Source organism: Vreelandella profundi (genome assembly GCF_019722725.1).
In the GTDB taxonomy this organism is placed as follows: domain Bacteria; phylum Pseudomonadota; class Gammaproteobacteria; order Pseudomonadales; family Halomonadaceae; genus Vreelandella; species Vreelandella profundi.
This window is the reverse complement of record NZ_CP077941.1, coordinates 548,416-574,707: the sequence shown is the minus strand read 5'-3', so window position 1 is coordinate 574,707 and position 26,292 is coordinate 548,416. Positions and strand designations below refer to the sequence as shown.

22 protein-coding genes and 1 tRNA gene are annotated in these 26,292 nt (G+C 57.4%); 7 read left to right on the top strand and 16 right to left on the bottom strand.

All coding sequences use genetic code 11. The features are described 5' to 3' along the window. Positions 1 to 137: 137 nt before the first annotated feature. From KUO20_RS02710 to KUO20_RS02685, 6 genes are all read right to left on the bottom strand, one after another. On the bottom strand, positions 138 to 1,019 hold the full coding sequence (locus KUO20_RS02710; RefSeq protein ID WP_235041379.1) for a DUF7281 domain-containing protein: 882 nt from the start codon (positions 1,017 to 1,019) through the stop codon (positions 138 to 140). Beyond that, a complete protein-coding gene (locus tag KUO20_RS02705) occupies positions 1,016 to 2,287 on the bottom strand; it encodes a hypothetical protein (protein ID WP_235041378.1) in 1,272 nt (423 codons plus the stop codon). The genes KUO20_RS02710 and KUO20_RS02705 overlap by 4 nt, the downstream gene beginning before the upstream one ends. Next, positions 2,284 to 2,913, bottom strand: coding sequence for a condensin complex protein MksE (locus KUO20_RS02700; protein ID WP_235041377.1), 630 nt, complete (start codon positions 2,911 to 2,913; stop codon positions 2,284 to 2,286). Before KUO20_RS02700 ends, KUO20_RS02705 begins: the two co-directional genes overlap by 4 nt. Next, entirely contained in the window at positions 2,910 to 6,575 is a 3,666-nt protein-coding gene (locus tag KUO20_RS02695) for an ATP-binding protein (protein ID WP_235041376.1), read from the bottom strand. The genes KUO20_RS02700 and KUO20_RS02695 overlap by 4 nt, the downstream gene beginning before the upstream one ends. Positions 6,576 to 6,698: 123 nt before the next feature. After that, positions 6,699 to 7,721, bottom strand: coding sequence for a histone deacetylase family protein (locus tag KUO20_RS02690; protein ID WP_235041375.1), 1,023 nt, complete (start codon positions 7,719 to 7,721; stop codon positions 6,699 to 6,701). Further along, positions 7,721 to 8,410 (bottom strand): GntR family transcriptional regulator, encoded by a 690-nt coding sequence (locus KUO20_RS02685; RefSeq protein ID WP_235041374.1) that lies wholly within the window; start codon positions 8,408 to 8,410, stop codon positions 7,721 to 7,723. Before KUO20_RS02685 ends, KUO20_RS02690 begins: the two co-directional genes overlap by 1 nt. 215 nt (positions 8,411 to 8,625) lie before the next feature. Between KUO20_RS02685 and KUO20_RS02680 the strand changes: the two genes are divergently transcribed. The 6 genes from KUO20_RS02680 (at position 8,626) to KUO20_RS02655 (ending at position 16,362) form a co-directional block, all read left to right on the top strand. Beyond that, a complete protein-coding gene (locus KUO20_RS02680) occupies positions 8,626 to 10,182 on the top strand; it encodes an ABC transporter substrate-binding protein (RefSeq protein ID WP_235041373.1) in 1,557 nt (518 codons plus the stop codon). A gap of 74 nt (positions 10,183 to 10,256) precedes the next feature. Continuing rightward, a complete protein-coding gene (locus KUO20_RS02675) occupies positions 10,257 to 11,237 on the top strand; it encodes an ABC transporter permease (RefSeq protein ID WP_235041372.1) in 981 nt (326 codons plus the stop codon). After that, positions 11,234 to 12,067, top strand: coding sequence for an ABC transporter permease (locus KUO20_RS02670; RefSeq protein WP_235041371.1), 834 nt, complete (start codon positions 11,234 to 11,236; stop codon positions 12,065 to 12,067). The genes KUO20_RS02675 and KUO20_RS02670 overlap by 4 nt, the downstream gene beginning before the upstream one ends. A 27-nt stretch (positions 12,068 to 12,094) precedes the next feature. After that, positions 12,095 to 13,726, top strand: coding sequence for an ABC transporter ATP-binding protein (locus KUO20_RS02665; protein ID WP_235041370.1), 1,632 nt, complete (start codon positions 12,095 to 12,097; stop codon positions 13,724 to 13,726). Positions 13,727 to 13,820: 94 nt separating this feature from the next. Continuing rightward, positions 13,821 to 15,200: an FAD-binding oxidoreductase gene (locus KUO20_RS02660; protein ID WP_235041369.1), complete on the top strand. Its 1,380-nt coding sequence runs from the start codon at positions 13,821 to 13,823 to the stop codon at positions 15,198 to 15,200. 58 nt (positions 15,201 to 15,258) lie between these two features. Then, the gene (locus KUO20_RS02655) at positions 15,259 to 16,362 is read left to right on the top strand and encodes a pyridoxal phosphate-dependent aminotransferase (RefSeq protein ID WP_235041368.1); all 1,104 of its coding nucleotides are present in this window, start codon (positions 15,259 to 15,261) and stop codon (positions 16,360 to 16,362) included. Here KUO20_RS02655 and KUO20_RS02650 read toward each other — a convergent pair. The 10 genes from KUO20_RS02650 to KUO20_RS02605 form a co-directional block, all read right to left on the bottom strand. After that, complete coding sequence (locus KUO20_RS02650; protein WP_235041367.1) at positions 16,359 to 17,315, bottom strand: branched-chain amino acid transaminase; 957 nt, start codon at positions 17,313 to 17,315, stop codon at positions 16,359 to 16,361. The genes KUO20_RS02655 and KUO20_RS02650 overlap by 4 nt on opposite strands. Continuing rightward, a complete protein-coding gene (locus tag KUO20_RS02645; protein ID WP_235041366.1) occupies positions 17,312 to 18,418 on the bottom strand; it encodes a class II histone deacetylase in 1,107 nt (368 codons plus the stop codon). Before KUO20_RS02645 ends, KUO20_RS02650 begins: the two co-directional genes overlap by 4 nt. Then, the gene (locus KUO20_RS02640; protein ID WP_235041365.1) at positions 18,415 to 19,446 is read right to left on the bottom strand and encodes a histone deacetylase family protein; all 1,032 of its coding nucleotides are present in this window, start codon (positions 19,444 to 19,446) and stop codon (positions 18,415 to 18,417) included. Before KUO20_RS02640 ends, KUO20_RS02645 begins: the two co-directional genes overlap by 4 nt. Before the next feature lie 76 nt (positions 19,447 to 19,522). Beyond that, positions 19,523 to 20,797, bottom strand: a complete 1,275-nt coding sequence (locus KUO20_RS02635) for a TRAP transporter large permease (protein WP_235041364.1) — start codon at positions 20,795 to 20,797, stop codon at positions 19,523 to 19,525. After that, complete coding sequence (locus KUO20_RS02630; protein WP_235041363.1) at positions 20,794 to 21,339, bottom strand: TRAP transporter small permease; 546 nt, start codon at positions 21,337 to 21,339, stop codon at positions 20,794 to 20,796. The genes KUO20_RS02635 and KUO20_RS02630 overlap by 4 nt, the downstream gene beginning before the upstream one ends. A 104-nt stretch (positions 21,340 to 21,443) precedes the next feature. Beyond that, on the bottom strand, positions 21,444 to 22,517 hold the full coding sequence (gene dctP / locus KUO20_RS02625) for a TRAP transporter substrate-binding protein DctP (protein ID WP_235041362.1): 1,074 nt from the start codon (positions 22,515 to 22,517) through the stop codon (positions 21,444 to 21,446). A 117-nt stretch (positions 22,518 to 22,634) separates the two neighbouring features. Beyond that, positions 22,635 to 23,570: a bifunctional Delta(1)-pyrroline-2-carboxylate/Delta(1)-piperideine-2-carboxylate reductase gene (lhpI, locus tag KUO20_RS02620; RefSeq protein WP_235041361.1), complete on the bottom strand. Its 936-nt coding sequence runs from the start codon at positions 23,568 to 23,570 to the stop codon at positions 22,635 to 22,637. A gap of 1 nt (position 23,571) precedes the next feature. Beyond that, positions 23,572 to 23,928, bottom strand: coding sequence for a RidA family protein (locus KUO20_RS02615; protein WP_235041360.1), 357 nt, complete (start codon positions 23,926 to 23,928; stop codon positions 23,572 to 23,574). Positions 23,929 to 24,076: 148 nt separating this feature from the next. Continuing rightward, the gene (locus KUO20_RS02610) at positions 24,077 to 24,844 is read right to left on the bottom strand and encodes a helix-turn-helix transcriptional regulator (RefSeq protein ID WP_235041359.1); all 768 of its coding nucleotides are present in this window, start codon (positions 24,842 to 24,844) and stop codon (positions 24,077 to 24,079) included. A 140-nt stretch (positions 24,845 to 24,984) separates the two neighbouring features. Then, positions 24,985 to 25,071: transfer RNA gene (locus KUO20_RS02605), tRNA-Leu, on the bottom strand. A gap of 114 nt (positions 25,072 to 25,185) precedes the next feature. On the opposite strand from KUO20_RS02605, the gene queA reads away from it, so the two are divergent. Continuing rightward, the gene (gene queA, locus KUO20_RS02600; protein ID WP_235041358.1) at positions 25,186 to 26,217 is read left to right on the top strand and encodes a tRNA preQ1(34) S-adenosylmethionine ribosyltransferase-isomerase QueA; all 1,032 of its coding nucleotides are present in this window, start codon (positions 25,186 to 25,188) and stop codon (positions 26,215 to 26,217) included. The last annotated feature ends 75 nt before the right edge of the window (positions 26,218 to 26,292 follow it).

Below are 26,292 nucleotides of genomic sequence, written 5' to 3'. Positions count from 1 at the left end.
AATTTGGCAGTATATTCAAAATTCGCGTGCCTGCGCGTTTTGCCGGTTTCAATCATACTGCCGCAGGCGCATCACTCAGCAATGCGCCTACGGTCGAAGGGCACAATACAGGGGGCTTGCGATAAATAGGTAAGCAATTACACCAGCCCCACACAAACCATCTTCCCACCAAACCACTGCTGCTTTAACCCACGCTGCTTTTCCAGCAGCAGCGTTAAGTACTCACGCAATGGATGAGCGGACGGCAGCGCAGCAAAGTGTTTGCGAAGCCTGCGCTGATAAGGAAACTGCTCAGCAGGCACATGCAGCGACGTGATATGCAGTGTGAGCCATTCGATGGTGGGCAGGAGCAAGTGAGTGGCGTTGCTATCGAGCGCTAGCGTGACGCCTTTAACATCGAAATCACCGGCATAAATATGTGGCCTGCCGGTTTTATGCCAGGCCTCGGCCAGCAAGGCGAAGCCACCGCCGTAGTGGCTGTCGCCGCGGTAGACGATCAGCGGATTAACGTAGTCGCTTAGCGCTGAGCTATCGGTTGTAAACGCATAGAAACTGTCGAGGTTTTCGACCTGAATTAAAGCGCTGAATGCGCTTAGCTTTAGCGTCTGGATATCCACATCGCGAATAGTGCTCGGCGGCTGTGCAAGCCCGTGTACGAACAACGGCGAGGCTTCCGGCGGTAGGCTGATTAACACCCGCCGTGCGCGGGGGCTTTCGCGGCTGGTTTTGTCTTCTTCTACGCCTTCTTTCGCCTGGGCGGTGCTGGTTAACCCGCTGAGCGAGCGGCCCAGTGGCGCTATTTTGGCGCTTTCGAGTACGTCGTTAATCTGCGCCAACAGCACGGCATCAAAGCGTAGCGTTTTACCGCTTAGCCGCGCGGCTAGATCAATATCATGCTGATGGCACCAGGCCACCATGTCGTCTACCCACTGACGGCGCGGCCTCACTACCGTGGGCTGCTGGCAGAGCAAGCGGGCGACTTCATTAAGCCCGGTGCGCGCGCGGCTGGGCAGGTTCATACCGGCACAGCCAGCTGTAGCTCAACGTCGTGAATCAGGCGCAGGTGATTGAAGCGGCTGGCCTGGCTTTCCTGCTGTTTGAGCTGAAACGCGCGCTGGTCGTTGCGCGGCAGGCTCTGGTACTCGGCAATTACCTGGAACAGCCAGATTTCATCCGGCCACTCCAGCGGGCTTTCTTGCAGGTACGCAAGGGCGCTAACCGGTTCCGCCTGGGGCTGATCGATCACGCTTAGGTAGAAGTGCTCGACATCCTGTTTGAGCGCCTGCTGGCGGGCGGCGGCTATGCTGGTTTGCTGGGCTTGAGCAGGGGCCGCGGCTTCTACTGACTGGGTGGTATGGCGCGGCTGGGGTAGCTGGTGCAGCAGCTCAGCCAGGGCTTGGCTGTCGAGGTTGCGATCCAGCGCCGGGGCGGCGGCGGCACTTAGCGGTGCGGCTTGATTAACCAGCGTGGGCACGTCGCTGCGGCGTGCATAGTTACCGGGTACAAAACCGGGATGTTCGCGCATAAACGCCGCCATGCCACTGATCAAGCGGCTGCGCGCCTGCTGCTTGCGAAAGCGCGCCATCAGCTCGATCAAGCGCCGCTGCACTTCGCGCAGGCCGGTGTAGTGATTACTTAACTGCTGCTGAAGCTGGCTGATCAATAGCTTGCGCAGACTGCCGTCGCTACCCACTAGCTCAATCAGCTCGTCGAAGTCGATCAGCGCCAGGCCATCTAACAGGCGAGCGATCTGCTTCTGGGCGCGGTCGTTTTCGCGGATTTTGTCGTTGAGCTGGCTGACAAAACCAAAATCACTGTTCAGCCGCTGCCAAAGGCTATCAATAGCATCGGCGAAGCGGCCGTTAAGGTCGTCGACCTCCTGGCGCAGGCGCATCAACTGCTGCTCTAACCGCCAGTGCTCGCCACGGCTGCGCGCTTCGCGGTAGCTGTGTACTAGGGCGCGAATCAGCTCCAGAGTTTCCGCTACGTCGGCGTTCACATGGCGGCGGGTTTCATCGGCGAGCATCTCGGCAATCAGTTCGCGCACCTTGGGCGCCAGCTTCACGCCGCTTTGTTCGTCGGGCCGCCATAAAATGCGCGCGGCCAGCAGCTTACGCAGCCCGCTATCGCTGAGCGATTCTAGCGGCACTTCATCGCGGGTGTAGGCCTGCATTAATACATCGGCATGCTTACCCAGCAGCGCCAAGCGCTCGCTGCCGGTTTTCACCAGGCGGCTTTCTAGCTCACTCGCACTGTTATTCACGCTCAGGCTCACACTTTTATTCAAAGCAGCGCCTCCTGGGAACCGCTGCCCTCCTCCGCCTCAATCGGCAGGTTTTCTTCATCGCGGATAAAGCGTACCAGATCGACTAAGTAGTCGATCTTGCCGGTGACCACAAAAACCTGTCGCTCTGAATGCGGCTGAAGCAGGTAGCCGTGCTCTTTCAAGCGCTTGAACACCTGCTTTACCTGGGCATCGAGCTGGTCGCTTTGGGAGCCAAAAAAACTGTCGGTGGCTAGGCGTTCCAGGCGCTCGCGCAGGCTTTGGTTATCTTCACACTTGGCGCTGAACTCAGCGGGTTTCAGCACATCGCCGGGGGCGGCCAGCGTATCGCGGCCTAGTGCTTCTTGAACCAGCTGCAGCCATTCCAACAGCGGCAGCAGACTATTAAGCGTATCGCCCAGCTGGCGCGAAAGCTGATCACGAGCGCTGTCGTTCAACTGCCGCCAAGCCAGAAAATAGACGCTGCCGTCTTCGTTGCTGGCCAGCCGCCGGTTAAGCGGCCGCAGGTAGGTATCGATCTCCTCCCGGGTCTCTTCATTGGTGAGATGGCGGTAGCCGCTCTCATCGCTGATCGGGCAGACAAACTCACCGGCCAGCAGGCGCTCTAGCAGTGGGCCATGTTCGATCATACCGTCACCTCCTGCTGACGTTCTTGAAGCCGCTCGGCCAAGCGGCTTAACCGTGGCTCAATGCGCTTTAGCACCCGTTTGTTGGGCTGAGTATCATCGCGATCAATCAAGTAGCGGTTGGCGAACAGCAGCAGCACGTCCGATTCAGGGTTGGGGAAGGCACCCACAATGTGAATGCGATTGCTGTCGCAGGCATCAAACAGCTTTTCGACGTTGTGATACGCCAGCGTGCCAATCTCATCAATCGGCCAGTGGATGGCGATTTCCGCATCGCCGCGCAGCAAACGGGTAAAGGCGAGCAGGAATTTACACAGAATCAGATACGCCATGCCGTGGCTGGAGGATTCCAACAGCTGGCGGTCGTTTTTGATCACCAGATCCGTGCCGCCTTCGTTGAGATGCAGCTCCAGGCGCAGCAGGCTTTCAAAACTGTACTGCTGGTCGCTGCGCAGTAAATCGACCACGTCCGCCAGGGTGTTTAAGTAGTCGTCGCTGGGCAGCGTCTGGCCGGATTCGCGCCACTCTTTATAGCGCTGGGCAAACAACTTCAGCGGCTCCCAGAAGCCGAGTTCATCAATGGTGGACTGAATGCGCACTTCGGCTTTCGTGATGCCTTCCAGGCGCAGATCATCGGCAACCTCTTCAGAGAGCCTTCGGCTTTGGGCGCTGATGCGCCGGTTCAAATCGCGGAACACGGTAAAGAACTTATCCAGGTCGTCGCTGAGATTGCGCCCTTCCTGAATCAGCTGCTGCTGTTGGTCTTCGAGCAGTTTGAGCATGTCGCGCAGTAGCGGCAGCTGTAGGCGTGGGTTGTCGCTTTGCAGCTTGCTGCGCTCACTTTCCAACGCTTCGGCAAAACCGCTGCTGGCATCTTTAATCAGCTGGCTTTCGACCTCTAAACAGCCACGGCGCAGCTGCTCAATATGCTGGTGGCGGTTGCCTAATGCCTGCCGGGCGCGCTCAATGCGTTCATCCACATCACCCAGCGCTTGGGTTGGCACTTGGCCATCAGGTTCAATAGCTAGGCTTTCCAACTGCGTGAGCAGTGGCTTCAACGCTTCCAGGCAGGCGTGTTCGCTTTCACGCTGGGTTTTAAGCCCGCTCACCGCTCCCTGGTGAGTTTTACGCGCGGCCTGAAAGTCGTTTTTCAGATGCTCTTTATCGCGTGCCAATTGTTGGTCGGCCTGCGCAAGCTCCGCCTCTTGGGCGACAAGCTGCGGCTTGTGCTGCCCCCACTCCACTCGCATAAAGCGCGTGTAGTCGGTGAGTTCATCCTGCCGCGCGGCGGTCGTGCGGATGCGCTCGTCCTGGCTCGCCAGGCGCTCTTTGGTGGCTTTTAGCTGGGCCGGGTCGACGCCCTGCTCGGCAAGCTCTTGACTAAAGGCGTCTTCAAGCTCTGCGCGCTGGCGCTGGTGTTCGGCGTTAGCATCGCTAAGCTGCTGTTTATACTGGCGCAGCTGGGCATCCAGGCTGTCTACCTGGCTTTGGCCGTCGGCTTTTAGCTCCAGCAGCTGGCCTTGCTGCGTTTCGCCAAGCGCCGCGAGCGCCTGCTGTTTTTCCTCACGCAGCGCGGTTTGCGCCTGCTCTTGGCTGGCTAACGCGGCCTGATGGGCGGCGCGGCGCTCCTGCTGGTGCTTGGTTTGGCGCTCCTGCTGCTGGCGGCGCGCCTCTAGCGCGAACTCGACTTCCTGTTCGGCGCGCCGATGCGCCATGCGGGCCTGATCCTGAGCTTCATCGGCCTGCTGTACGCGCTCGTTGTGCTGTTTAAGCGCTTTTTCAGTCGCTTGGCACTCTGTCTGCACGCGCCGCTTGGCGGTGTCCGCCTCTTCAATCGCGGCCAGCAGGCTGGCTTCATCCTGGGCGTAGCTCGGCAGGGCGATGGCAGAAAGGTCTAACCCCAATCCAAACAGGTCGTCGCTAGCGCCTTCGGCAAGCCGTGGGGCTAAATCGCGCCGCTCTAATAGCTCTGGGGCAACGACCTTGCCTAGCTGCTGCTCCCAGCCGGGGCGATGGTAGCGCAGGAAATGGCGCAGGCTGCCCTGCTCGGGGTCACGCTGTTGATAGAGCGCAAAGCTGCGCTGCTCGGCGCGCTCAAGCAGCTGGCGAAGCTGCACCAGCTGCTGCTCAGCGGCATCGCGTTCGCGCTTGCGGGTTTCAAACTCACGGCGTAGCCCGTCTAGGGTTGCGGCCGCCCCGCTGCGCTCCTGCTGGGCTTGGTCCAAGCGCGCCTGGGCAAGCTTCGTCTCGTTGGCCTCTTCCGTGGTTTGGCTGGTCAGCGAAAGCTGCGCTTTCAGCTCGGCTAGCTGCTCAACGCCTAGCTCTAGCTGGGCCTGATACTCGCCCTCAAGGCGCTGGCGCTCCTGCTGATAGCGCTCATTGAGCGTTTGCTCCGCCTCCCACTGCTGTTCACGGCGCTGGGCTTTTTCTTCCACTAAGGCGTCGATCAGCTCCTGGGCTTCACGGGTTTGGCGAGCTAACGACTCTGAGAGTTCGCGCAGCCGGCCATCCAGGCGCGCCTGGCTCTCCTTCACCGCGCCCTGCATTTCATTTAAGTGGGCAAGCAGTTGATCGCGCTGTTCGCGCCACTGGGGCAGCGCGTTGATGTCGCGCTCCAGGGCGGGCATGTCCGCATCAGAGTAGCGCTCAAACTGAGTTTGTAGATCATTGAGGCGGCGCTGGGTGTGCTGTAAATCGCTGACCACTTCGCTATGGCGATCATTAAGCTCATCGCGCGCCTGGGCATAGCCGCTTTCACGCTGCTGAAAGTCGCGCTGATGGCGAGCAAGCTCAGCATCCACATCGGCCATACGCCGCTCTGCCCGCTGGCGGTCATCTTCAAGCTGGGGCTTTAGCTGCCATAGCGTGGCATCTAAATGGGCTAGTTCCCGGTCGATACCGGCCAACCGAGCTAGCGATGCCTGCAGCGGCTCTAGGCGCATGGATTGGCGCATCTGGGCAATCCACTCCCGTGCCTTGGTATTGCGAATGCGCGTGACCGGAAGCTCAACGCCATCCTCTTCGAAAATCGCCGCCAGCATGGTTTTGAGGGTGTCCATCTTGCCCTCTTTGGCATGCACCGCGGAAACCAGCTTTTCGATATGGCGAATGCGGCGCTCAGGTTTAACCAAGCTGAACTGGGCGGCGATTTGGCGCAGCTTGAGGCCGTCGCGGCTGTTGCCGTGCAGCTGGGTAAAGTCGTTTTGAATCACCGATCGAAATTCAGAGGTCGCGCCCAGCTTGGGCGACACCGGCGTTCCGCTGCGACGCAGGCCGCTGGCCCACTGGCTGTAATCTAACGCGGCCACGCCCGCCTCGCTTTCAACCAAGTAATCTTCCGGCTGATAGGGCCCGCCTACAAAGCGATACTCGACCCCACCTTCGGCTTTGCGGGTGAGCACCGCCTGGCAGACATTGCCCGCTTCGCGACGATATTCGTACACCAGGTAGCTGTTACGATGAGGCAAATAAAACGCATCGAACTTCATCCGCGTTTTCGGCACGACCTTATTAGGCAGCTCGCCGTAAAACACCGGCACCAGCCGCTGCAGCGTGGTTTTGCCTGAGGCGTTGGTGCCACAAATATTGGTGTGGCCGTCCACACTTAGTTCCACCACCCCTTCCAGGTGGCCGTGAATCATCACGATGCGTAGCAGGTGGGCCATGCCGTGTCCTTTCGTTTGCTGATCGAATCGTTTTGCTGATCAAAGAAAGCGACTATCTTGCCAGACACATTGATAGCTTGTCTTACTCTTATCGAGCGTTTGGATTCGGCATTGCCACCAGTATCAAGCGGTGCCCAGCAACCCTGCAAAGAAACTCACCGCGTTGGCTTCCAATCCTTCAAGATAATATCCCCCTTCCTGCACCACTAGCGTGGGTACGTTCAAGCTGGCTACTTTGCGGCCTAGCTCAGCGAACCCTGAAGTTGAAACAGTCACCTTGGCTTGGGGGTCTCGCTCGTAAATGTCGAATCCCAGCGCTAGCACTATCGCATCGGGTTCAAACAGCCGAATGGCCTGGCAGGCTTGTTCCATGCGATCAAAAAACACCGATTCCGGCGAACCGTGAGGCATCGGTAGGTTGAGGTTGTAGCCCAGCCCCGCACCCTGACCACGCTCGTCTTCAAAGCCGGTTACTGCGGGGTAAAAATTGGTGGTATCACCGTGAATCGAGATATACAGCACATCGTCGCGCTGGTAGAAGATTTCCTGAATACCCTGCCCATGATGCATATCGGGATCTAACACCACGATGCGCGGATAGCGCGTTTTAAGATGCTGCGCGGCAATGGCGGCATTATTGAGAAAGCAAAAGCCACCGGCGGTGTCGATGCCTGCGTGATGACCCGGCGGGCGCGATAGCGCATAGGCAAACTGATCGCCCGCCAGCAAGGCCTCGGCACCGGCCACCGCGCTTTGCGCTGACCAGTATGCCGACTGCCAAGTATGTTGCCCCACCGGTGCGCTGCCGTCTGCTAGGTAGCGCGCGGCTTCTGCCAATATGCCGCGCAGGGCGTTGGGCGAGCGCACGAAGATGTTGGAGATCACCTCTTCCCCCCAGTCTTCGTCAAGCGTGTGCCAGCGCCGATAGGCACTTTCAAGAAAACCCAGATAGGCAAACGAATGGACCGCCCTTAGCGGCGCCACGCCGTAATCAGCGGGTGCTTGAACATCAAAACCAAGACGTTGAGCGGCTGCCAATAGCTGCGTGGCGCGCTCGGGCACTTCCTGGGGCGTGCGCATTTTCCCGCGGGAGAAGTAGGTTTGCGGCTGATGGAGCAGTTGCTCAGCGTGAAAGAATGTTTTCATCAGTATGCCCCCGCTATTTCGCCCACACCCTTTACTACGGAGTCGCGGGCCACGCCGATATGGTAGTCAATTGCCTCGCGGCAAGCCTCAGGGCTGCCGCTATCCAGCGCATCGAGCAGTTTGAAGTGGCTGGTCGCGATGGTGTCGGGGGCTTCATGCGTTTTGGTAATTAAGGTAATGCATAAGCGCAGCTCGTGACTCAAGTCGTTAAAGGCGCGCAGCAGCCGCTCGTTGCCGGCGTAGTGCAGCATTAAACGATGAAACTGCAGATCCTCTTCAATACGGCGCGTGCCGTCGTTACCGATGGCGGCCTCACAGAGCACCTCTACCTGTTGCTTTAGCGCGCGCTCGGCATCGGCGGTATAGCGGCCGACTAGGCGGTGGATCGCATGACGCTCCAGGCACAGCCGAAAATCAAAGACATCTTCGAGTTCAACGGCATTCAACGCCCTCACAAAGAAGCCGCGCCGGGGTTTTGATATCAGCAGCCCGCGGCTTTCCAACAGGCGCGCCGCCTCACGCACCGGTGCACGGCTAACGCCCAAGTCGCGGGAAAGCTGCACTTCTGAAAGCCGTTCACCGGGTAAAAAATGCTGCTTAACAATCGCTTGGGTCAAGTAGTCGGCAACTTGCTCGGCTAAGTTTTGCTGTTGAATAAAGGCCTTAGGAGGCACCGTTGATGAGACCATAAACGTTACTCATGGGGTATGACGCGTTTTCTTCAGTATGACGAAAAAAACCTCCTTGTCGACGAACGATTGCCGACTGTCGACAGTTTTACCACATGCTGCTATTTTCAAAGAAGGTCTCTAACAAACACTACAACTGGGCCTTAAACGCCACGCCTCGCTCGCCTAACGACTACGTAAACTCATTACGTGCTAATAACTGAGGAGCAGGAAACATGAAAAAAACTTTAGCGTTGGCTATTTCCGCTGCAGCACTCGCCTTTACCTCTGCCGCCCTGGCCGAAGACCCCAAAGCAGGGGGAACCGTTAACACGATTATTCAGCCAGAGCCGCCAGGCCTGGTGCTGGGTATGGTTCAAAATGCCCCCACGCGCACCGTAGCGGGCAATATTTACGAAGGGCTCATACGCTACTCCACTGATCTTGAGCCGATGCCGCAGCTGGCAGAGTCATGGGACGTCAGTGAAGACGGCCGTACCTACACCTTCCACCTGCGCGAAGGCGTTACCTGGCACGATGGCGAAGCCTTCACCGCAGATGACGTTGTCTTCTCTGCCGATGTCTTCCATCGCGAGTTAAATCCCAGCGCGCGGGCCGTGTTACAGCACGTTGAAAGCATTGAGGCCACCGACGACCACACCGTGGTCTTTACTCTGATTCAACCCTTTGGCCCGTTCCTGCTCTCGTTTGAAGCGGGCACCTTCACCATGGTGCCCGAGCACCTTTACGCCGGCACTGATTTCCGCAATAACGAACACAACGACCACCCGATTGGCACTGGCCCGTTTAAGTTCGCTAACTGGGAACGCGGCACGGTTATCGAGCTAGTGAAAAACGAAGACTATTACGAAGACGGCCTTCCCTACCTGGACGGCATTAACTGGCACATCATTCCTGACGGCGCTTCCCGCGCCATCTCATTCGAAAATGAGAGTATCGATGTGCTGCCTAGCGGCACCGTCGAAAACTTCGACATTCCTCGCTTAGCGCAAATGGATAACGTTTGCATGACCGAAGAAGGCCACGAGTACTTTAGCCCCTATTCGATGCTATGGATGAATAACCGCGAAGGCCCCACCGCAGATAAGCGCTTTCGCCAAGCGGTGATGTACGCCATGGACCGTGAGTTCGCCCGTGATGTGCTGTGGAACGGTCTGGGCAAAGTGCCGCTTTCTGCCTTTGGCTCGAACGCGCGCTTCCAGAATGAAGATTTGGAACCTTACAACTACGACCCAGACCGTGCCCGTGAGCTGCTAGAGGAAATGGGCTACGACGGCGAAGAAATCACCATTCTCCCACTGCCTTACGGTGAAACCTGGACCCGTTGGGCCGAAGCCGTACAGCAGAACCTGCGCGAAGTGGGCATTAACGTCAGCACTCAAGCTACCGATGTAGGCGGTTGGAACCAGCGCCTGGGCGACTGGGATTATGACCTGGCCTTCACCTACCTATACCAATACGGCGACCCGGCACTGGGCATTTCACGTACCTATCTTTCTGACAACATTGCCAAAGGCTCGCCCTGGAATAACGTCGAAGGCTACGAAAATGCACGCGTTGACGAGCTGTTTAACGAAGCAGCCACTGCCTTTCCTGACGCAGAACGTGAGGCGCTTTACCGCGAAGTCCAAGAAATTCTCCATGAAGATGTACCCGTTGGCTGGCTGATGGAGCTGGGCTTCCCGACGCTATACCGCTGTGATGTGAAAAACCTGGTGACGTCCAGCGTTGGCGTTAACGACGGCTTTAAGGATGCCTGGCTAGACCGCTAGTTGTTAGCAAATGCCTAGCCCCACCCAGGCGTTGCGCGCTGGGTGGGCGTTTCAGCTACGTCAGGAATGTGCCCATGGTTTACGCTCGCTTAATACTCATGCGGCTTTTTAAAGCTGTTATCGTGCTGTTTTTAATCGTCATTTTTAATTTTTTACTGATTCAGCTGGCCCCCGGTGATCCAGCGTCTATTCTGGCTGGCCAAGCGGGCGCTGCTGACCAAGAGTTCCTCAATCAGCTGCGCGAGCGCTTCGGCCTCGACCAGCCGATGTATGTTCAACTCTGGCGCTACGTGTCGGGCATCGCCATGCTTGATTTCGGCTACTCCTATCGCCTGGGCGTTCCGGTGTTTGATCTGATTATGGCGCGTCTGCCCGCCACGCTACTGCTGACCGGCACGGCCTTTGTACTTTCGTTAGTACTTGGCATTGTGGCGGGTTCCATGGCCGCGGCACGAGCTAAAAAGCCCTCTGGTTCGATCATTATGGCGCTGGCGCTAGTGTTTTATGCCACGCCGCTGTTCTGGATCGCACTGATGTCAGTGGTGGTGTTTTCGGTTTACCTGGGCTGGCTGCCGGCCTACGGCCTTTACACCGTGGGCGCAGGCCATACCGGCTTTGCGCTGGCGCTTGATGTCGCTAAACATCTGGTGCTTCCTGCGACCACCTTAGCGCTGTTTTTTATGGCGATTTACACCCGCATGACGCGCACATCGATGCTCGATGCCGCTCAGCAGGACTACGTAAAAACCGCCCGCGCCAAGGGCTTAAAGCCGAGCATTATTCAGCGTCGCCATGTGCTGCGTAATGCGCTGCTGCCAATCATCACTTTGGCAGGCCTGCAGGCGGGGCAAATGGTCGGCGGCGCCATTCTGACCGAAACCGTGTTTGCCTGGCCCGGCATTGGGCGCCTGATGTTCGAAGCGCTAGAGCAGCGCGACTACAACCTGCTGCTGGGTATTTTCTTCTTCTCAGCGGCCTTGGTCATCGTCTTCAATATCATCACTGATGTGGTGTACAGCTTGGCTGATCCACGCATCAAGAAGGGGGCCGCATGAGCTTTTTCGCACGCTTCGCGCAAAACCGTGGCGCCCTGATAGGGCTGATTATTCTACTGGCGATTATCGTCATGGCCATACTCGCCCCGCTGCTGTTTCCTGAATCGCCCTGGCGTATGGTGCAGCGACCCTTTCTGCCGCCACTTTCGCAAGATGGGTTTCCGCTAGGCACCGATACCATGGGCCGCAACGTGGCTTCAGGCTTAATGCACGGCGCCTGGGTATCGCTATTGATCGGGCTGGTTTCGACCAGCGTGGCGCTACTAATTGGCGTGCCATTGGGCGCGATTGCCGGCTACTACGGCGGGATAGTTGACGACATTCTGATGCGCTTTACCGAGTTTTTTCAGACGATCCCCAACTTTGCCCTAGCGATAGTGCTGGTAGCGATTATGCAGCCCAGCATTACCTCGATCGTGCTGGCGATTGCGATTGTCAGCTGGCCGCCGGTGGCGCGCTTGGTGCGCGCTGAGTTTATGTCGCTGCGCAACCGTGAATATGTCGAGGCCGCGCGCTTAATTGGCCAATCCAATAGCACCATTATCCTGCGCCAGATTCTGCCCAATACGCTGTCGCCCATTATCGTACTGGCGTCATTAATGGTGGCCACCGCTATCTTGCTGGAATCGGCGCTGTCGTTTCTTGGTTTGGGCGATCCTAACGTGATGTCCTGGGGCTATATGATTGGCGCGGCACGCACGGTGATTCGCCAAGCGTGGTGGCTGAGTTTCTTCCCTGGTGTGGCGATTCTGCTTACCGTGCTGGCGTTAAACCTTGTCGGTGAAGGCTTAGATGATGCGCTAAACCCTAAACTTTCCCGCGAGCGCTAGGCGCTTGTTATGGCTGGAGTGCTTGTTATGAATGAAGCATCAACAGAAAGCGTGCTTAGCATTCGCGATGTCAGCATTGCGCTACCTAAAGGCGCCGATCGCGCCCTAGCGGTGGAGAATGTTAGCTACGACGTAAAGCGCGGCGAAATTATGTGCGTGGTCGGCGAATCCGGCTCCGGAAAATCGATGGCTGCCAACGCCGTAATGGGATTGCTACCCAAGGGCGTCAACGCCACTCAGGGCGAAATAATGTTCGAGGGGCAAAACCTACTCGCCCTGACAGAAAAACAGCATCGCGCCCTACGCGGGCTAAAAATCGGCATGATTTTCCAAGAACCAATGACCGCTCTTAACCCACTGATGCGGGTAGGCGCACAAATTGCCGAAGTGTTTGAGGCCCACGGCCAATTCACCGCAAAAGAGCGCCAGGCACGAGCGCTGGAGCTATTAATTGAAGTCGGCATCCCACAGCCCGAAAAAGCCATTCGCGCCTATCCATTCGAGCTTTCCGGCGGACAGCGCCAGCGGGTGATGATCGCCATGGCACTGGCGTTGGAACCTATTCTACTGATTGCCGATGAGCCCACCACGGCGCTGGATGTAACGACCCAGGCGCAGATTCTGGAACTGATTCGCGATTTGCAAAGCCAGCGCGGTATGTCGGTGATGTTTATCACCCACGACTTTGGCGTCGTCGCTGAAATAGCCAATCGCGTCTGCGTGATGCGCCACGGAAAAATAGTGGAGCTAGGTGATGCGAAAGCGGTGCTGGAGAATCCTCAAGATGCTTACACCCAGGCGCTGATCGCAGCGATTCCCAGCAATGCGGTACCGCCTCACCGCGAGACCAGCCAAGTAGCCCCGCTGCTGGAGATCAAGCAGCTCAATAAAGTGTTTCGTTCCAGGGGCGGTTGGCTTAAACCCTCCCGAGAAGTCCGTGCCCTTGAGGATGTATCGCTTACCCTGGCGCGGGGTGAAACGGTGGGTATTGTGGGTGAATCCGGTTCTGGAAAATCTACTTTGGGCCGCTGCGTGGTGCGCCTTGAACATCCTGACAGCGGCGAACTGCTGCTGGATGGCGTGAATCTTTCACAGCTTAAAGGCGATGCGCTGCGCCGCGAACGCCACCGAGTGCAGATGATTTTTCAAGACCCTTACGCCTCGCTCAATCCGCGCACCAAAGTGGGCATGGCGATCGCCCAGGGGCCGATTGCCAACGGCACATCAAAAGCGGCGGCGCTCAAGCAGGCAGGTGAACTGCTGGACATGGTCGGCTTGGGCGCCGGGGCGGCAGAGCGCTACCCGCATGAATTTTCCGGGGGCCAGCGCCAGCGGATTGGCATTGCCAGAGCGCTAGCATTGAACCCAGAGTTGATCGTCGCGGACGAAGCCGTCTCAGCGTTGGACGTGTCCATTCAGGCTCAGGTGTTGGAGCTGCTGGAAGAACTGAAGCAACGCCTCTCTTTGTCGCTGCTCTTTATCACTCACGACCTGCGGGTGGCGGCGCATATTTGCGATCGTATTGTGGTGATGCAGCATGGCCGCATTGTCGAGCAAGGCAGCGCTGAGCAGATCTTTCTTGCTCCCCGCGAGGCATATACTCAGGCCCTGCTCAAAGCGATTCCAGGGCGTGTGGCTCCCGTAGCGGCTACGGCGTAGGTTTTCAAAGTGGTGTCGTTCATAATCGAATAGTTAAAAACTAATATTCAAAACACTAATGTAGCAAACTGAAAAGATGAGCTAAGGAACCCTCATGCAGATAACCCTGGAGGCGCTGCGCGCCATTGTTGGCCCGGCCCACGTATTAACGGGTGACGATGTGCATGGCCGCCGCGTGGACTGGATGACCGGTGCGCCCTGCCAGGCTGGAGCGATTGTTCGCCCCGCGGACACCGAGCAGGTAGCGGCGGTCATGCGCGCTTGTTATGAGGTGCAGCAGCCGGTAGTCACTCACGGCGGATTAACCGGATTAGTACACGGCGCGGAGGCAAGCCCTGACGAGCTGGTCATTTCCCTGGAGCGTCTGACGGCCATTGAAGAGATCGACCAGATCGGCGGCACGCTCACCGTTCAAGCCGGAGCACCGCTGCAGCGGGTTCAAGAAGCAGCGCGAGAAGTCGGCCTGCAGTTTCCGCTGGATTTAGGCGCCCGAGGCAGCTGTACGATCGGCGGCAATATCGCCACCAACGCAGGCGGCGTGCGGGTGATTCGCTACGGCATGATGCGCCAGCAGGTGCTCGGCCTGGAAGCGGTGATGGCCGATGGCCGCGTGGTCAGCTCGATGAATCGCATGCTCAAAAATAATGCCGGTTTTGATTTAAAGCAGCTGTTTATTGGCAGCGAAGGCACCCTGGGCATTGTGACGCGCGCCGTGCTGCGCCTGCAGCCCCCGACACCCAGCGAGCAGACGGCGATGGTCGCCTGCCCTTCATTTGAAGCGTTAACCGGCCTGCTCAGCCATATGGGCAAAGCGCTAGGCGGAAGCCTGGGCGCCTTTGAAGTCATGTGGCAAAACTACTACCGTTTGCTGACGGAAACCATGGGGCGCCATACGCCGCCTATTGCTACCGAACACCCTTTTTATGTGATTATTGAGTCACTGGGCAGCGATGCCGAGCGCAATGCCAGCCAGTTCAGCGAAGCGCTGGAAAGCGCGCTAGAGAGTGAATTGATTGTCGATGCGGTGATCGCGCAATCCCACGCCCAGCGCGATGGGCTGTGGGCCATTCGTGAAGATATTGAAGGACTGGTCAAAGGCATGTCACCGGTTTTCACCTTTGATGTCAGTCTGCCGATTGCCGATATGCAGCGCTACACCGTCGCGCTGGAAACGCAGCTAACCCAGCGCTGGCCAGAGGCGCGGCTAGTGGTGTTTGGCCACTTAGGCGATGGCAACCTGCATATTTCCGTGAGTACCGGCAACGATGCCATCGAGATTCGCCGTGAAGTTGAAGCCATGGTTTATGAGCCGCTGACCGCGCTTGGCGGTTCTGTGTCCGCTGAACACGGCATTGGCCTGGAAAAACGCCCGTGGCTAAGCACTTGCCGCGCCAGCGCCGAAATCGAGTTGATGCAGACTCTCAAGCAAGCGCTAGACCCGCTCAACCTATTGAATCGCGGTAAAGTGCTTTAACGAAAAGCCCAACGCTGATCATTACGACTGTTTTTAGACATCGCTTTTAGGAACCGCTATGCCCCGCTACCCCGAGCACTTAACCAGTGAAGGCCCTGTTAATCCGTTTCCTGGCATCAAGGTGTTAGAGCGCCGCATTGGAAAGGAGATCCCGCATCGGTTGGGCTCTAACGAAGGCCTGGACATGCCCCACCGTGCGCTGCGCGCGCACTTTGGCGATGCCCTAGCCGAACACGTTTACTGCTACGGCGATGCCGAAGCGCTCGGCGTGCGCCAGCGCCTGAGTACCCAGCATGGCATGGCGCTTGAAACACTGCTGGTCGATGCCGGTGCCGACAGCCTTATTGCGCTGGCCCTGCGCACGACCTGTGAACCCGGTGCGACCGTCATTTGCACCGCCGGCACCTACCCCACCTTTGGCTATTTTGCGCTTGGCCAGGGATGCCGCTTGGTTGAGCCCAGCTACGTTGAGGCAACTGGCGTGCTGGCACCCGATTTGGAAGCGCTGGCTGCCGCGGCGCATAACGAAGATGCACGACTGGTGTACCTAGCCAATCCCGACAACCCCAGCGGTCACTTACACAGCGACAGCGCGATTGTTAAGCTGCGCGAAGCGCTGCCCGACACCTGCTGGCTGTTGTTGGATGAAGCCTATGGGGATTTTCGCGACGATGCTAACAGCGAGTTCGCGGCTCAGGCGCTGCCCGGCGTGATACGCCTGCGTACGTTGTCAAAAGCTCATGGCCTGGCGGGCTTACGCATTGGCTATGCCATCGCGGACCCTGACGTGCTGGCGATGATGATGAAAGTGCGCATTCACTATGCGGTGTCGTCGTTAACGCTAGCGGCCGCGGAAGTGGTGCTCGATCATCCTGACGAGGTTCACCAGCACGTGGCCGATGTAAAAGCGCGCCGTGAGCAGCTGGCAGCACACTTTCGCGCCCTAGGGGCGGACGTTCTACCCAGCGCCACCAACTTTGTTGGCATTCGCTTACCCAGCGCGGAGCTTGCCGCCGAGGTGCATCAGCAGCTGCTCGCCGAAGGCGTGTTAGTTGCGCGCTTAGCACACCCGGCGCTTGCCAATATCATTCGTATTACCGCCGTACAAGCAGCGCTGGAGACAGGAAAGCTCTCGGCATTAGAGGCTGCGATTACCGCTTAAGCCTGCGTTAGCCAATGTCTAAAATCATCCAGTTCGCCACGCACCGCCTGACGGTATAAGCCCTGCAGCTGAGCCGTCACGCTGCGCGGGAGGATGGGTTCATTGGCCGGTGGCGCCCCAGCGCGGGCGCCAATACGCCGCCCATCCAACTCGCGCAGCGGCAGTATCTCAGCGGCGGTGCCGGTTAAGAACGCTTCATCAGCGGTATATAGCTCATCGCGAGTAATCCGCCGCTCACGCACTTCAATGCCCAGCACCTTCTGCGCCAACTGAATCACACTATCCCGGGTAATGCCCTGCAGGCACGACGTTACTTCCGGCGTATGCAGCATGCCGTCGCGCAGCAAAAAGACGTTAGCCGCCGAGGCCTCGGCCACATAGCCTTCCGGATCAAGCATGATGGTTTCATCAAAGCCCGCCTTCACGGCGGTATTGAGCGCGAGCATCGAGTTAACGTAGTGCCCGCTGGTCTTGGCCCGGCACAGGCTGATGTTGACGTGATGCCGCGCCCAGGAAGAGGTCAGTGCGCGCAAACCATGGGTGGCCGCCTGCGGTGAAATGTACGGACCTAAATCCCAAGCTGCCACCATCAAATGGGTGCTGAGCCCCTGAGCACGCAGCCCCAAGCCTTCTGAGCCTAAAAATACGGTGGGTTTTAGATAGGCATTGGTTAGGCTATTTTTGCTCAGGCACTCGCGCTGAGCAGTGATGATGTCTGCCTCGCTAAACGGCAGGGGAATGTCCAGCGCATGCGCGCTTTCTGCCAGGCGGCGCGTGTGTTCAGCGACGCGGAACAGATGTGTGCCCGTAGAGCCTGCGTAAGCACGCACACCTTCAAAACAGCCCATGCCGTAGTGCAGGGTATGGGTAAACAGATGAACCTTAGCGTCGCGCCACTCACGCCATTCACCGTCCAGCCAAATCCAGCCATCGCGATCATCAAGCGGTGTCATCGTTTTGCGTGCTCCCACTGTTGGCACCAGCCTTCAATTAAGGCCTGCTGATGCGGTTGCAGGGCCTGGTAGCCCCACGCGGCAATTTCATCGTTTTGCGGATCGGGTACGGTCGTCGTACTGCCCGCCAGGGTTTGGATAACCGCGTGACCGCATAGCGGCACGTAGCCCTCCGAGTAGCCACCTTCGTGTATCACGACAAGCTTGCCTTCGCAGCAGCGCTCGGCCAGTGCTTTCAGCTGAGCCGTCATGCGGGCGAACGCTTCGGTATTGAGCAGCATTTTACCTAGCGGGTCTTTGGCGCAGGCATCATAGCCGCAGGCCACGACGATCAATTCAGGCGCAAAGGCTTCCAGCGCAGGCAGTACCAGCGTTTCCATGGCGTGCGCGTAGGCGCCTAAGCCACAGCCCGGCGGCAGCGGTAAATTAAGATTGGCGCCGAGACCCGGGCCTTCGCCCTGCTCGTCAAAGCTACCGGTTTCCAGCGGGTAGTTAGCCGCTTGATGGAGCGACACCGTGAACACGTCAGGCTCGCTGTAAAAGGCGGCCTGCTGTCCGTTGCCGTGGTGAACATCCCAATCGAGTATCGCCACGCGCGTCACCTGCCCTAAGGCGCGGGCGCGCATCACCGCCACGGGAATGTTGCCCAGCAGGCAAAAACCGCGGCCTTGATCAGCTTCTGCGTGGTGGCCAGGCGGGCGGCATAGCGCGTAAGCGTTGCTTACGTCGCCCAGCGCTACCGCCTCAACAGCCGCCACCGCCAACCCCGCCGACTGAGTAGCCGCCGCCCAGCTGCCGGGCATAAAGGGCGCGCAGTCACCACCGTTACCGCCTTGGCTTTTGTCACCTGCCTGAAGCAGATTTAAATAGCGCGGGGTGTGAAAACGCAGCAGATCATCAATCGTTACCGCCGGTGGTTTCACGACGTGAAGTTCGTCAATCAGCCCGCTGGCTTCGAGAATGTTTTTTAACCGACGCTTGCTCTCCGGGCTTTCAGACGCCGCCTGGGGCTGTAAAAACTCACCGGGTGCGGAAAATACGCCTATTGCCCCTTGGTCATGCCAAAAGCAGCGCTCGTGCCAGTAAAAGCCGGTGGGCTTCATGGCGCAAAGCCCTGCATAAAGGCAGCCAAGTTGGCGCTTAAATGCTCGGTAGGATAGCCACCTTCCTGAATAATTACCGTGGGCAGCGACAGCGCGGCTAAGCGCTTGCCCACATCGAAAAAGGCGTCGGTTTCCACGTTCAGGCCGGCTAACGGGTCGTCTTTATGAGCATCCAACCCCAGCGCCACTACCACTGCATCGGGTGCATAGCTCTGAAGATGATCAATTAACACCGCCAGCGCATCTAGAAACACCTCGCCATCGCTTCCGACAGGCAACGGCAAATTGACGTTGGCGTCTAAGCCCTCGCCACAGCCCTCTTCATCGGCGCCGCCCCAAAAGAACGGGTAGAAGTCGCTGGGGTCGGCGTGCAGCGAACCGGTCCACACGTCGCTGCGGGCGTAGAAAATATCCTGGGTGCCGTTACCATGATGCAGATCCACATCAATGATCGCCACCTTGGCAAAGCGCTCGCGTAGCACCGTGGCCGCCAGCGCGGCATTATTAAGCAGGCAAAAGCCACCGGCGCGCTCGGGCCCAGCATGATGGCCCGGCGGGCGGCAAAGCGCGTAGGCATTCGGCGCGCCGTTAAGCACTTCTTCTGCAGCGGCTTCAGCCGTCGCGGCGGAGGCCAGCGCGCCCTGAAAGCTTGTGGCACTGAGCGGGCAGGCCATATCGTGCAAATGCCAGCCCGCTTGGCCAAGAGGATGGCGCGGGTAGTGGTGACCGCCCCCACAAGGATGAATATTCGGCGCGACAAACGCCGCTGCATTGGGCAGTGCCTGCCAGCGCGCGTAAATAGTCTCCAAAAACTGCAGGTAGCGCGGCGTATGAATCTGCTCTAAACGCATACGTAGCCGAGGAGAATCCGCTTCGCTAGGCGCTGTCAGCGTAAGCCCTGCAATGGCCAAACCTTGCGAGAGCAGCTCCGCGCGCACCGGCCCTTCCGGAGACGGCGCAGGCTGCCCGCGCAGTAAAAACGTTGGCGGCGCATGAGCGGCCTGGTCGGGATGGTAGAAACATTTCATGATTAAGTTCGCAATCCTTAGGTTCTTGACGAGAACAACCTGCCTTCGCTGACGTTTCGTACAACCCCTGAGCCCATTAGAGTAAAGAAGGAATCCAGGTGGAAAGCGCTGGAAATGCGGCTAGCAGCACAATCACCACCAGAAACGAGACGTAGAACGGTAGCGAGGCAATAATTGCCCGCTCATAGGGCACCTCGGCTATTCGCGCGGCGGTCATTAGCGTCATCCCTACCGGCGGCGTTACATTGGAGATATTCAGCACCACAATCATTAAAATAGCGAAGTGCAGCGGATCAAAACCAAGCTGAATCATCGCGGGCACTAACACCGGGGCAATCACGACTAATGCAGGCAATACATCCATCACCGTGCCAATCACTAACAGTAGCAGGCATACCAGCATCAGCTGCACAAAGGCCATATCGCTAAAGGTGGTAATCAAGCTTGCGGCGTCGCGGGCAATGCCCGAGCGCGTGACGAACCAGCCCAGTACCGCAGACGTTGCCAACAGAAAGAACACCACGCCTGAAAAGCGCACGGTGGTCACCAGCGAGTCCCATATTTTGCGCCAGGTAAGATTGCGGTAGAACACGGTGCCAATGATGATGGCGTAAACGGCGGCAAAGCCGGAGGCTTCCGTAATTGTGGTAAGCCCGGAGAGAATGCCGCCCATGATAATTAGCGGCACCACCATCGCCGGAAGCGCGACCAGCAGAGCAATCACCGCGGCCTTAAACGGCGTCGGCGCCTGCTTAGGATAGTTACGTTTCCAGGCTAGAAAAAAACTCATTCCCAGCAGTGCTAACGCCATTAACAGCCCGGGAATAATGCCCCCTGCAAATAGATCGATCACCGAAATATCCCGCAGCAGCGTGGCGTACACCACCATAACGACGCTGGGGGGAATGATCGGCCCAATGATCGATGAACAGGCGGTAACGGCGGCGGCATACTCGGCGTCGTAGCCCTGCTTTTTCATCTCGGGGATCATGATTTTACCAATCGCCACGGTATCCGTGACGGCGGCGCCGGTCAGACCAGCAAAAAACACCGACACCGAAATATTCACATGGGAAAGCGATCCGCGCACACGGCCGAATAAGGCATTGTTAAACGCGATCAGCTTATGGGTTAGCCCGCCCTGGTTCATCAGTTCAGCGGTAAAGATAAAATAGGGAATGGCAATCAATAGAAAGCCGGAAACGCCAGAGAACATGCGATCGGCAATAATGCCTAGCATGCGTTCACCGCCCAGCGCGAAACCACCCGCTAGCCCCGACATCGCCATCACCACCGCAACGGGCGCACCAATAAATAACAGCAATACGAATACTAGAATCGCGGGCGTCATGAGCGGCTCTCCCCGTCATTGATTTCAATGAGCTCGTCGATCATCTCGCTCTCATCTAAAAAGTGCTCTAGCAAGGAAAAGCCATGCACCAAGTGGAGCAGCATGATGACGCCGCTAATCGGCACCACAATGGCGGTCACTTTACTGGGGATACGGATTTGGTCGGAGACCATGTAAACCTGGGTGGCGTTGGTGAAGTAGCCCCAGCCATACCAAACCAGCATTAATGCAAACAAGCCGATCACCGCCAGGCAGAGCCCCGCTCCAATTTGCACTAGGATTTTTGGCAGGCTGCGTATCAGCAGCGTCATGGCCACATGTTCGCCGTAGCGCAGCGAAATGGTCATGGAAAGAAAGCCGATCCACGGTAGAAATAGCCGTGCCAGCGAGTAGGTCCAGCTCAGCGTGCTGCCCGTTGCTAGCTTATAAAGAAAGGCGGTAAACGAGATCCCCAACATTGCCAGGATACAGCCCACACAGACCACAATGGCCACCTGATTGATGCTATCGCTTAGGCGGCGCAACGGTATTAATACACCCATCACCATCCCTCACGCTGGAGCGCATAAAAGCCGCTCCAGCGTTGGTTAAGAATTAGCCGTTAATGACCCTGTTTTTATTGACCCTGTTTTTACTGACCCAGCTTTTATTGACCATAAATGCGGTAGTCATCGTCTGCCACTTGCTGGCCGACGCGGGCGACTTCATCAAGCAGGCCCTGCACGCGGGTCTCGTCCATACCAAAGTCATCGACGATCCACGTTTGCCATGCCGGACGGGCAATATCGGCCATGCGTTCGCGCTCTGAATCAGGCATTAAGTAGCATTCGACGAAGCGTTCACAGGATTCCACCCAGCTCGTCGTTGCCAGCGCTCCTGACATACCGTGACTCAGCTGAATGGCTTCCCGCGCAGAGCTAATCAGCACCTGCTGGTAGTCTTCAGGCAACGACTGATACCAGGACTCGCTGACGACCCACGGGGCGCTGTTATACACATGCCCGGTGAGCGTGGTGTAGTCGGTAACGGCATCAAAGTTAAACGTGGTGTTGAGCACCGGCGCATTGAACTGGCCATCGGCAAGGCCGGTTTCCAGCGCAGTGATCAGCTCGCCCCAAGGCAGTGGCGTTGCAGAGGCGCCTAGCGAGCGCATAATAGCGACGTGGGCAGGGTTTTCCTCGGTGCGAATATTAAGCCCTTCTAAATCTTCGACGGTCTTAATCAGGTGCACGTTATTGGTAAACGCGACGAAACCACCACCGTCATCAAAGGTGCCCAGGTAACGCATATTGGCCGCTTCAATCGTGCCGGACATAAAGTCAGCGAACCACTCACTGTCAAAAAAGGTCCATGCTTGGCGCCAGTTAGTGAACAGGAACGGCGCCGTGACCATTTGATAGTCTTCGTAAAACGATGACATCGCGCCCGCGGTAATAATCGTCGACTGCAGCGTGCGCCCGCCCTGCACTTCCGAACCGTTCTCAACTTCTGAACCCAGCTGACCGCCGCCGAAGATAGTGATCTCAAGGTCACCGTCGGTACGCGCTTCTACCAGATTTTTAAAATGCATCAGCGCCGGATAGATTTCATTGTTACTCATATCTTCCGGAATCTGGGTGGCAATCACCATTTCATAGGACTGCGCTTGGGCATTGGCGCTTGCAATGGCCAAGGGCAGTGCTGCCAGGGCGGCAATTAGTAAGGATTGATTCGTTTTCATAACACACCTCGTTTTGGTTATTAGTCGGTCTTCGTTATGACTGGCGTGGTGGCGTAACAGGTTGTTATATCTAGCGTCTTATTATCAGCATCAGCCTGTTACGTTATTTATTGATTGTTACTCGGGCAGTGATTCCCATACCTCAATAGCCGCGGCTAAATCTTCAAGTGAGGCACCCACCGATTTGAATAACGTGATGGCGGCTTGGTCAGAACGTCCCGGCTTTGTGCCGGACAGCACTTCGGCAAGCTCAGCCTTAATATCGTTAAAGCGAAAAGCACCTTCCTCTATCGCTTGAAGAATATCGCCCGCCTCGCCTTTGGCACCGGCATAGGTATCCACAAATACCTGTGCGCGGCGCAGGCACTCAGCGTCGGTTTCACGCATCTGCGGGCGAAAAGCGCCGATCAAATCCAGATGCGTCCCCGGCGTGAGCCACTCGCCTTTGATAATCGGCTGAGTCGAAAGCGTAACGCAGCTCACAATGTCGGCTTGCGCGACGGCTGAGGCCAAGTCTTCAACCACCTGTGTTTCAAAGCGCCCAGCGTATTCGTCGGCAATCGCCGCCGCTTTGCTACGACTGCGCCCCCAAATCATCACGCGCTTGATCGGGCGCACGCTGGCGTGGGCCTCAATCACCATGGGCGCCAGTTTGCCAGTGCCCACGACCAGCAGCGTTTCTGCCGACGCATTCGCCAACGCTTTAACCGCCAGCGCAGACGCTGCCGCGGTACGGCGACGCGTTAGCTCGCTACCATCAATACAGGCCAACGGCTGGCCGTGTTTACCTTCGCTGAGCAGATAAAGCCCCGAAATAGCAGGAATACCGTGATCGGCGTTTTGTGGAAACACGTTGACCATTTTGACGCCGATATAGCCCGCTGTTTCCCAAGCGGGCATGAGTAGCATTGTGGCTTCGCCGTCAGGCCGGTGCATCGCATGATGATGACGGGGAGGAGACTCAATGCCTTCTACAAACGTCGTTTGCAGCCGCTCGATCAAGCCATCCCAGGTTAGGTGGCGGGCGACCTCCTCGGCAGAGATGACCCGCATATTAGGCCTCCGGCAGTGCGGCAACGACCATAATTTCAACCTTCCACTCAGGCTTAGCGAGGTTCGCTTCAAGCGCGGCGCGCACGGGTGGGCGGCCGGGAACGACCCAAGCATCCCAAGCGGCATTCATTTGGTCGAATTCTGCCATGCTGGTCACCCAGATCTGTGCTGAGATCAGGTGCTCTTTGGAGGTGCCGGCTTGAGCGAGCAGCTGGTCAATGCGTGCCAGCACCTGCTCAGTTTGGCCACGCATATCTGCCGTGGCATCAGGGGGAACCTGGCCAGCAAGGTAAACGGTGCCGTTATGAATGGCGACTTGGCTCATGCGTGCATTGCTGTCTTGGTATGTAACGCTCATCGGGTCTCTCCGGTAAAATTAAGATCTTACAGAGACTAAAGCGCTACTGGGCAAATTACTTGCCCGACACTGCGATAGATTTGCCCGTAAGTCATGCAAACAAGACAAAACGCGGCAAGCAGAAGGGATTAACGATCAGAGGAAGGGCCTAACGATCTGAAGAAGGAGAGAGTTCAAAGTAGCGGCGATAGGCGCGGGAGAAACTGCCCTGGTCACGAAAGCCCACTAGCATGGCGATATGGCCCAAGCTGAGCGTGCTATGGCGAACTAGCGTACGCGCGTGCTCCAAGCGTCTGCGCTGTACATAGGCCAGCGGCGTCACGCCGGTTAGCTCACGAAAGCAGCTGTGAAAATGCCCCGGGCTCAAGGCACACAGCGCGGCGAGCTGCTCCACACGGATCTCATCGGCCAGGTGTTGATCCAACCATGCGTCTAAGCGAGCAAGATCCAGGCGTTCACTAATACAGTGCTGCCCCAACTGCGCGGCGGCCGTCGGCGTGGCATCCTGCAAGTACATGTAAAGCGCGCGCAGCAGCAAAATTGCGATTTCATTTTGTAGTGCGGGGCACTGTTCCAACTGATGCGCCAAGGCATGAGTCAGCTGATTTAAAGCGGGAGGAACGCTGAAGAAACGCGGCTTATCGAAAAGGCGCTCAATTTCGCCGCCTTGTTCGAGTAACGCCAAGTGCGCAACGGGAATATCCAGCACAAGTGTACGATTGCTGCCATCGCCTTGAAACTCATGATGGCGCGAAGAGGGAATCAGGCATCCTCGTCGGGCGGTTACCCGCTCCCCCTGCCCTTCCATGGAAAGCTCAGTCACGCCGCAGGTCGCCAGGATAAGCTGATGAAAATCGTGAGTATGAGCCACCTGCTCTTGGGCGAGATTGCGGCTATACAGCTCAAAAAGGGCCATGGCGAGAGTCCGTCTTTCATCGAATGCGATTCATTCACTATAAAACGGCTAGTGAAGAGAAAGCCAATAAATGCAGGTTCTCAAGAGAAAACACAAATCGCAGACACAAAAAAAGACGCCTAAGCGTCTGATTTTGAATATGGTGCCGGTAGCCAGACTCGAACTGGCACACCCGTAAAGGCGGCGGATTTTGAATCCGCTGCGTCTACCAATTCCGCCATACCGGCAATGGATGCGCATTATACGTAAAAATTGAGGTAGGTCAATCGCATCGACTGACTTTATCCAGCCAAAGCGCTATCCTATGCCGCCTGTTTGATCAACGTTAAGAGTCATACACCATGCAGCGCGCGGATTTTCATTACGAGCTACCCGACGAGCTAATTGCTCGCTACCCTTCTGAGCAGCGTAGCGACTGCCGTCTGCTGTGCGTGTATGGGCAAAGCAGCGCGCTAGAACATCGTCGTTTTCCTGATTTACTGGCGCTTTTGGAACCAGGCGACCTGCTGGTATTCAACGATACTCGCGTGATTCCCGCGCGCCTGCACGGCCACAAGGCAAGCGGCGGCAAAATAGAAATGCTGCTTGAACGCCCGCTGGATGCTCACCGTGGCTTGGCGCACATTCGCTCTAGCAAGTCACCCAAGCCCGGCACGGAATTGATTTTTGAAGGTGATGTTCACGCGATTGTAGAAGGCCGCCGCGACGCGCTGTTCGAACTGCGCTTTTTAGGCGACACGCCAATGATTGCGCTGCTTGAGCAGCACGGTCATATGCCGCTGCCGCCCTATATCACCCGCGAAGACGAAATCAGCGACCGTGAACGTTACCAAACCGTTTATGCGCGACGTGATGGCGCAGTAGCGGCACCCACCGCAGGGCTGCACTTTGATCAGCCGCTGCTGGACGCCCTCGCTGACAAAGGCGTTAATCGCGCCTTTGTGACACTGCATGTGGGCGCCGGTACCTTTCAGCCGGTGCGTGTGGATAATATCCTTGAGCATCATATGCACAGCGAGTGGATTGAAGTCTCTGAGGCTACCTGTCAGCAAGTGCGTGACACCCTGGCCGCTGGAAAACGGGTCGTGGCGGTGGGGACGACGAGCGTGCGCTGCCTGGAAAGCGCCTGCCAAAAAAGCAGTGATGGGCAGATCGCGCCGTACAGCGGTGATACCGACATTTTTATCTATCCCGGTTATCAATGGCGCTGTGTGGATGCTTTAATTACCAACTTCCATTTGCCTGAATCCACTCTGCTAATGCTGGTCTCTTCCTTTGTGGGCTACGACACCATCATGCACGCCTATCAGCAGGCGGTGGCCGAGCACTATGCGTTCTTTAGCTACGGCGACGCCATGCTATTGACCCGTTAGCAATTGCTTCACCAACCTTGCACAAGCCGCGCCAAACGAACGAGATTAACGAGTTATCTTTATGCGAAACGAATG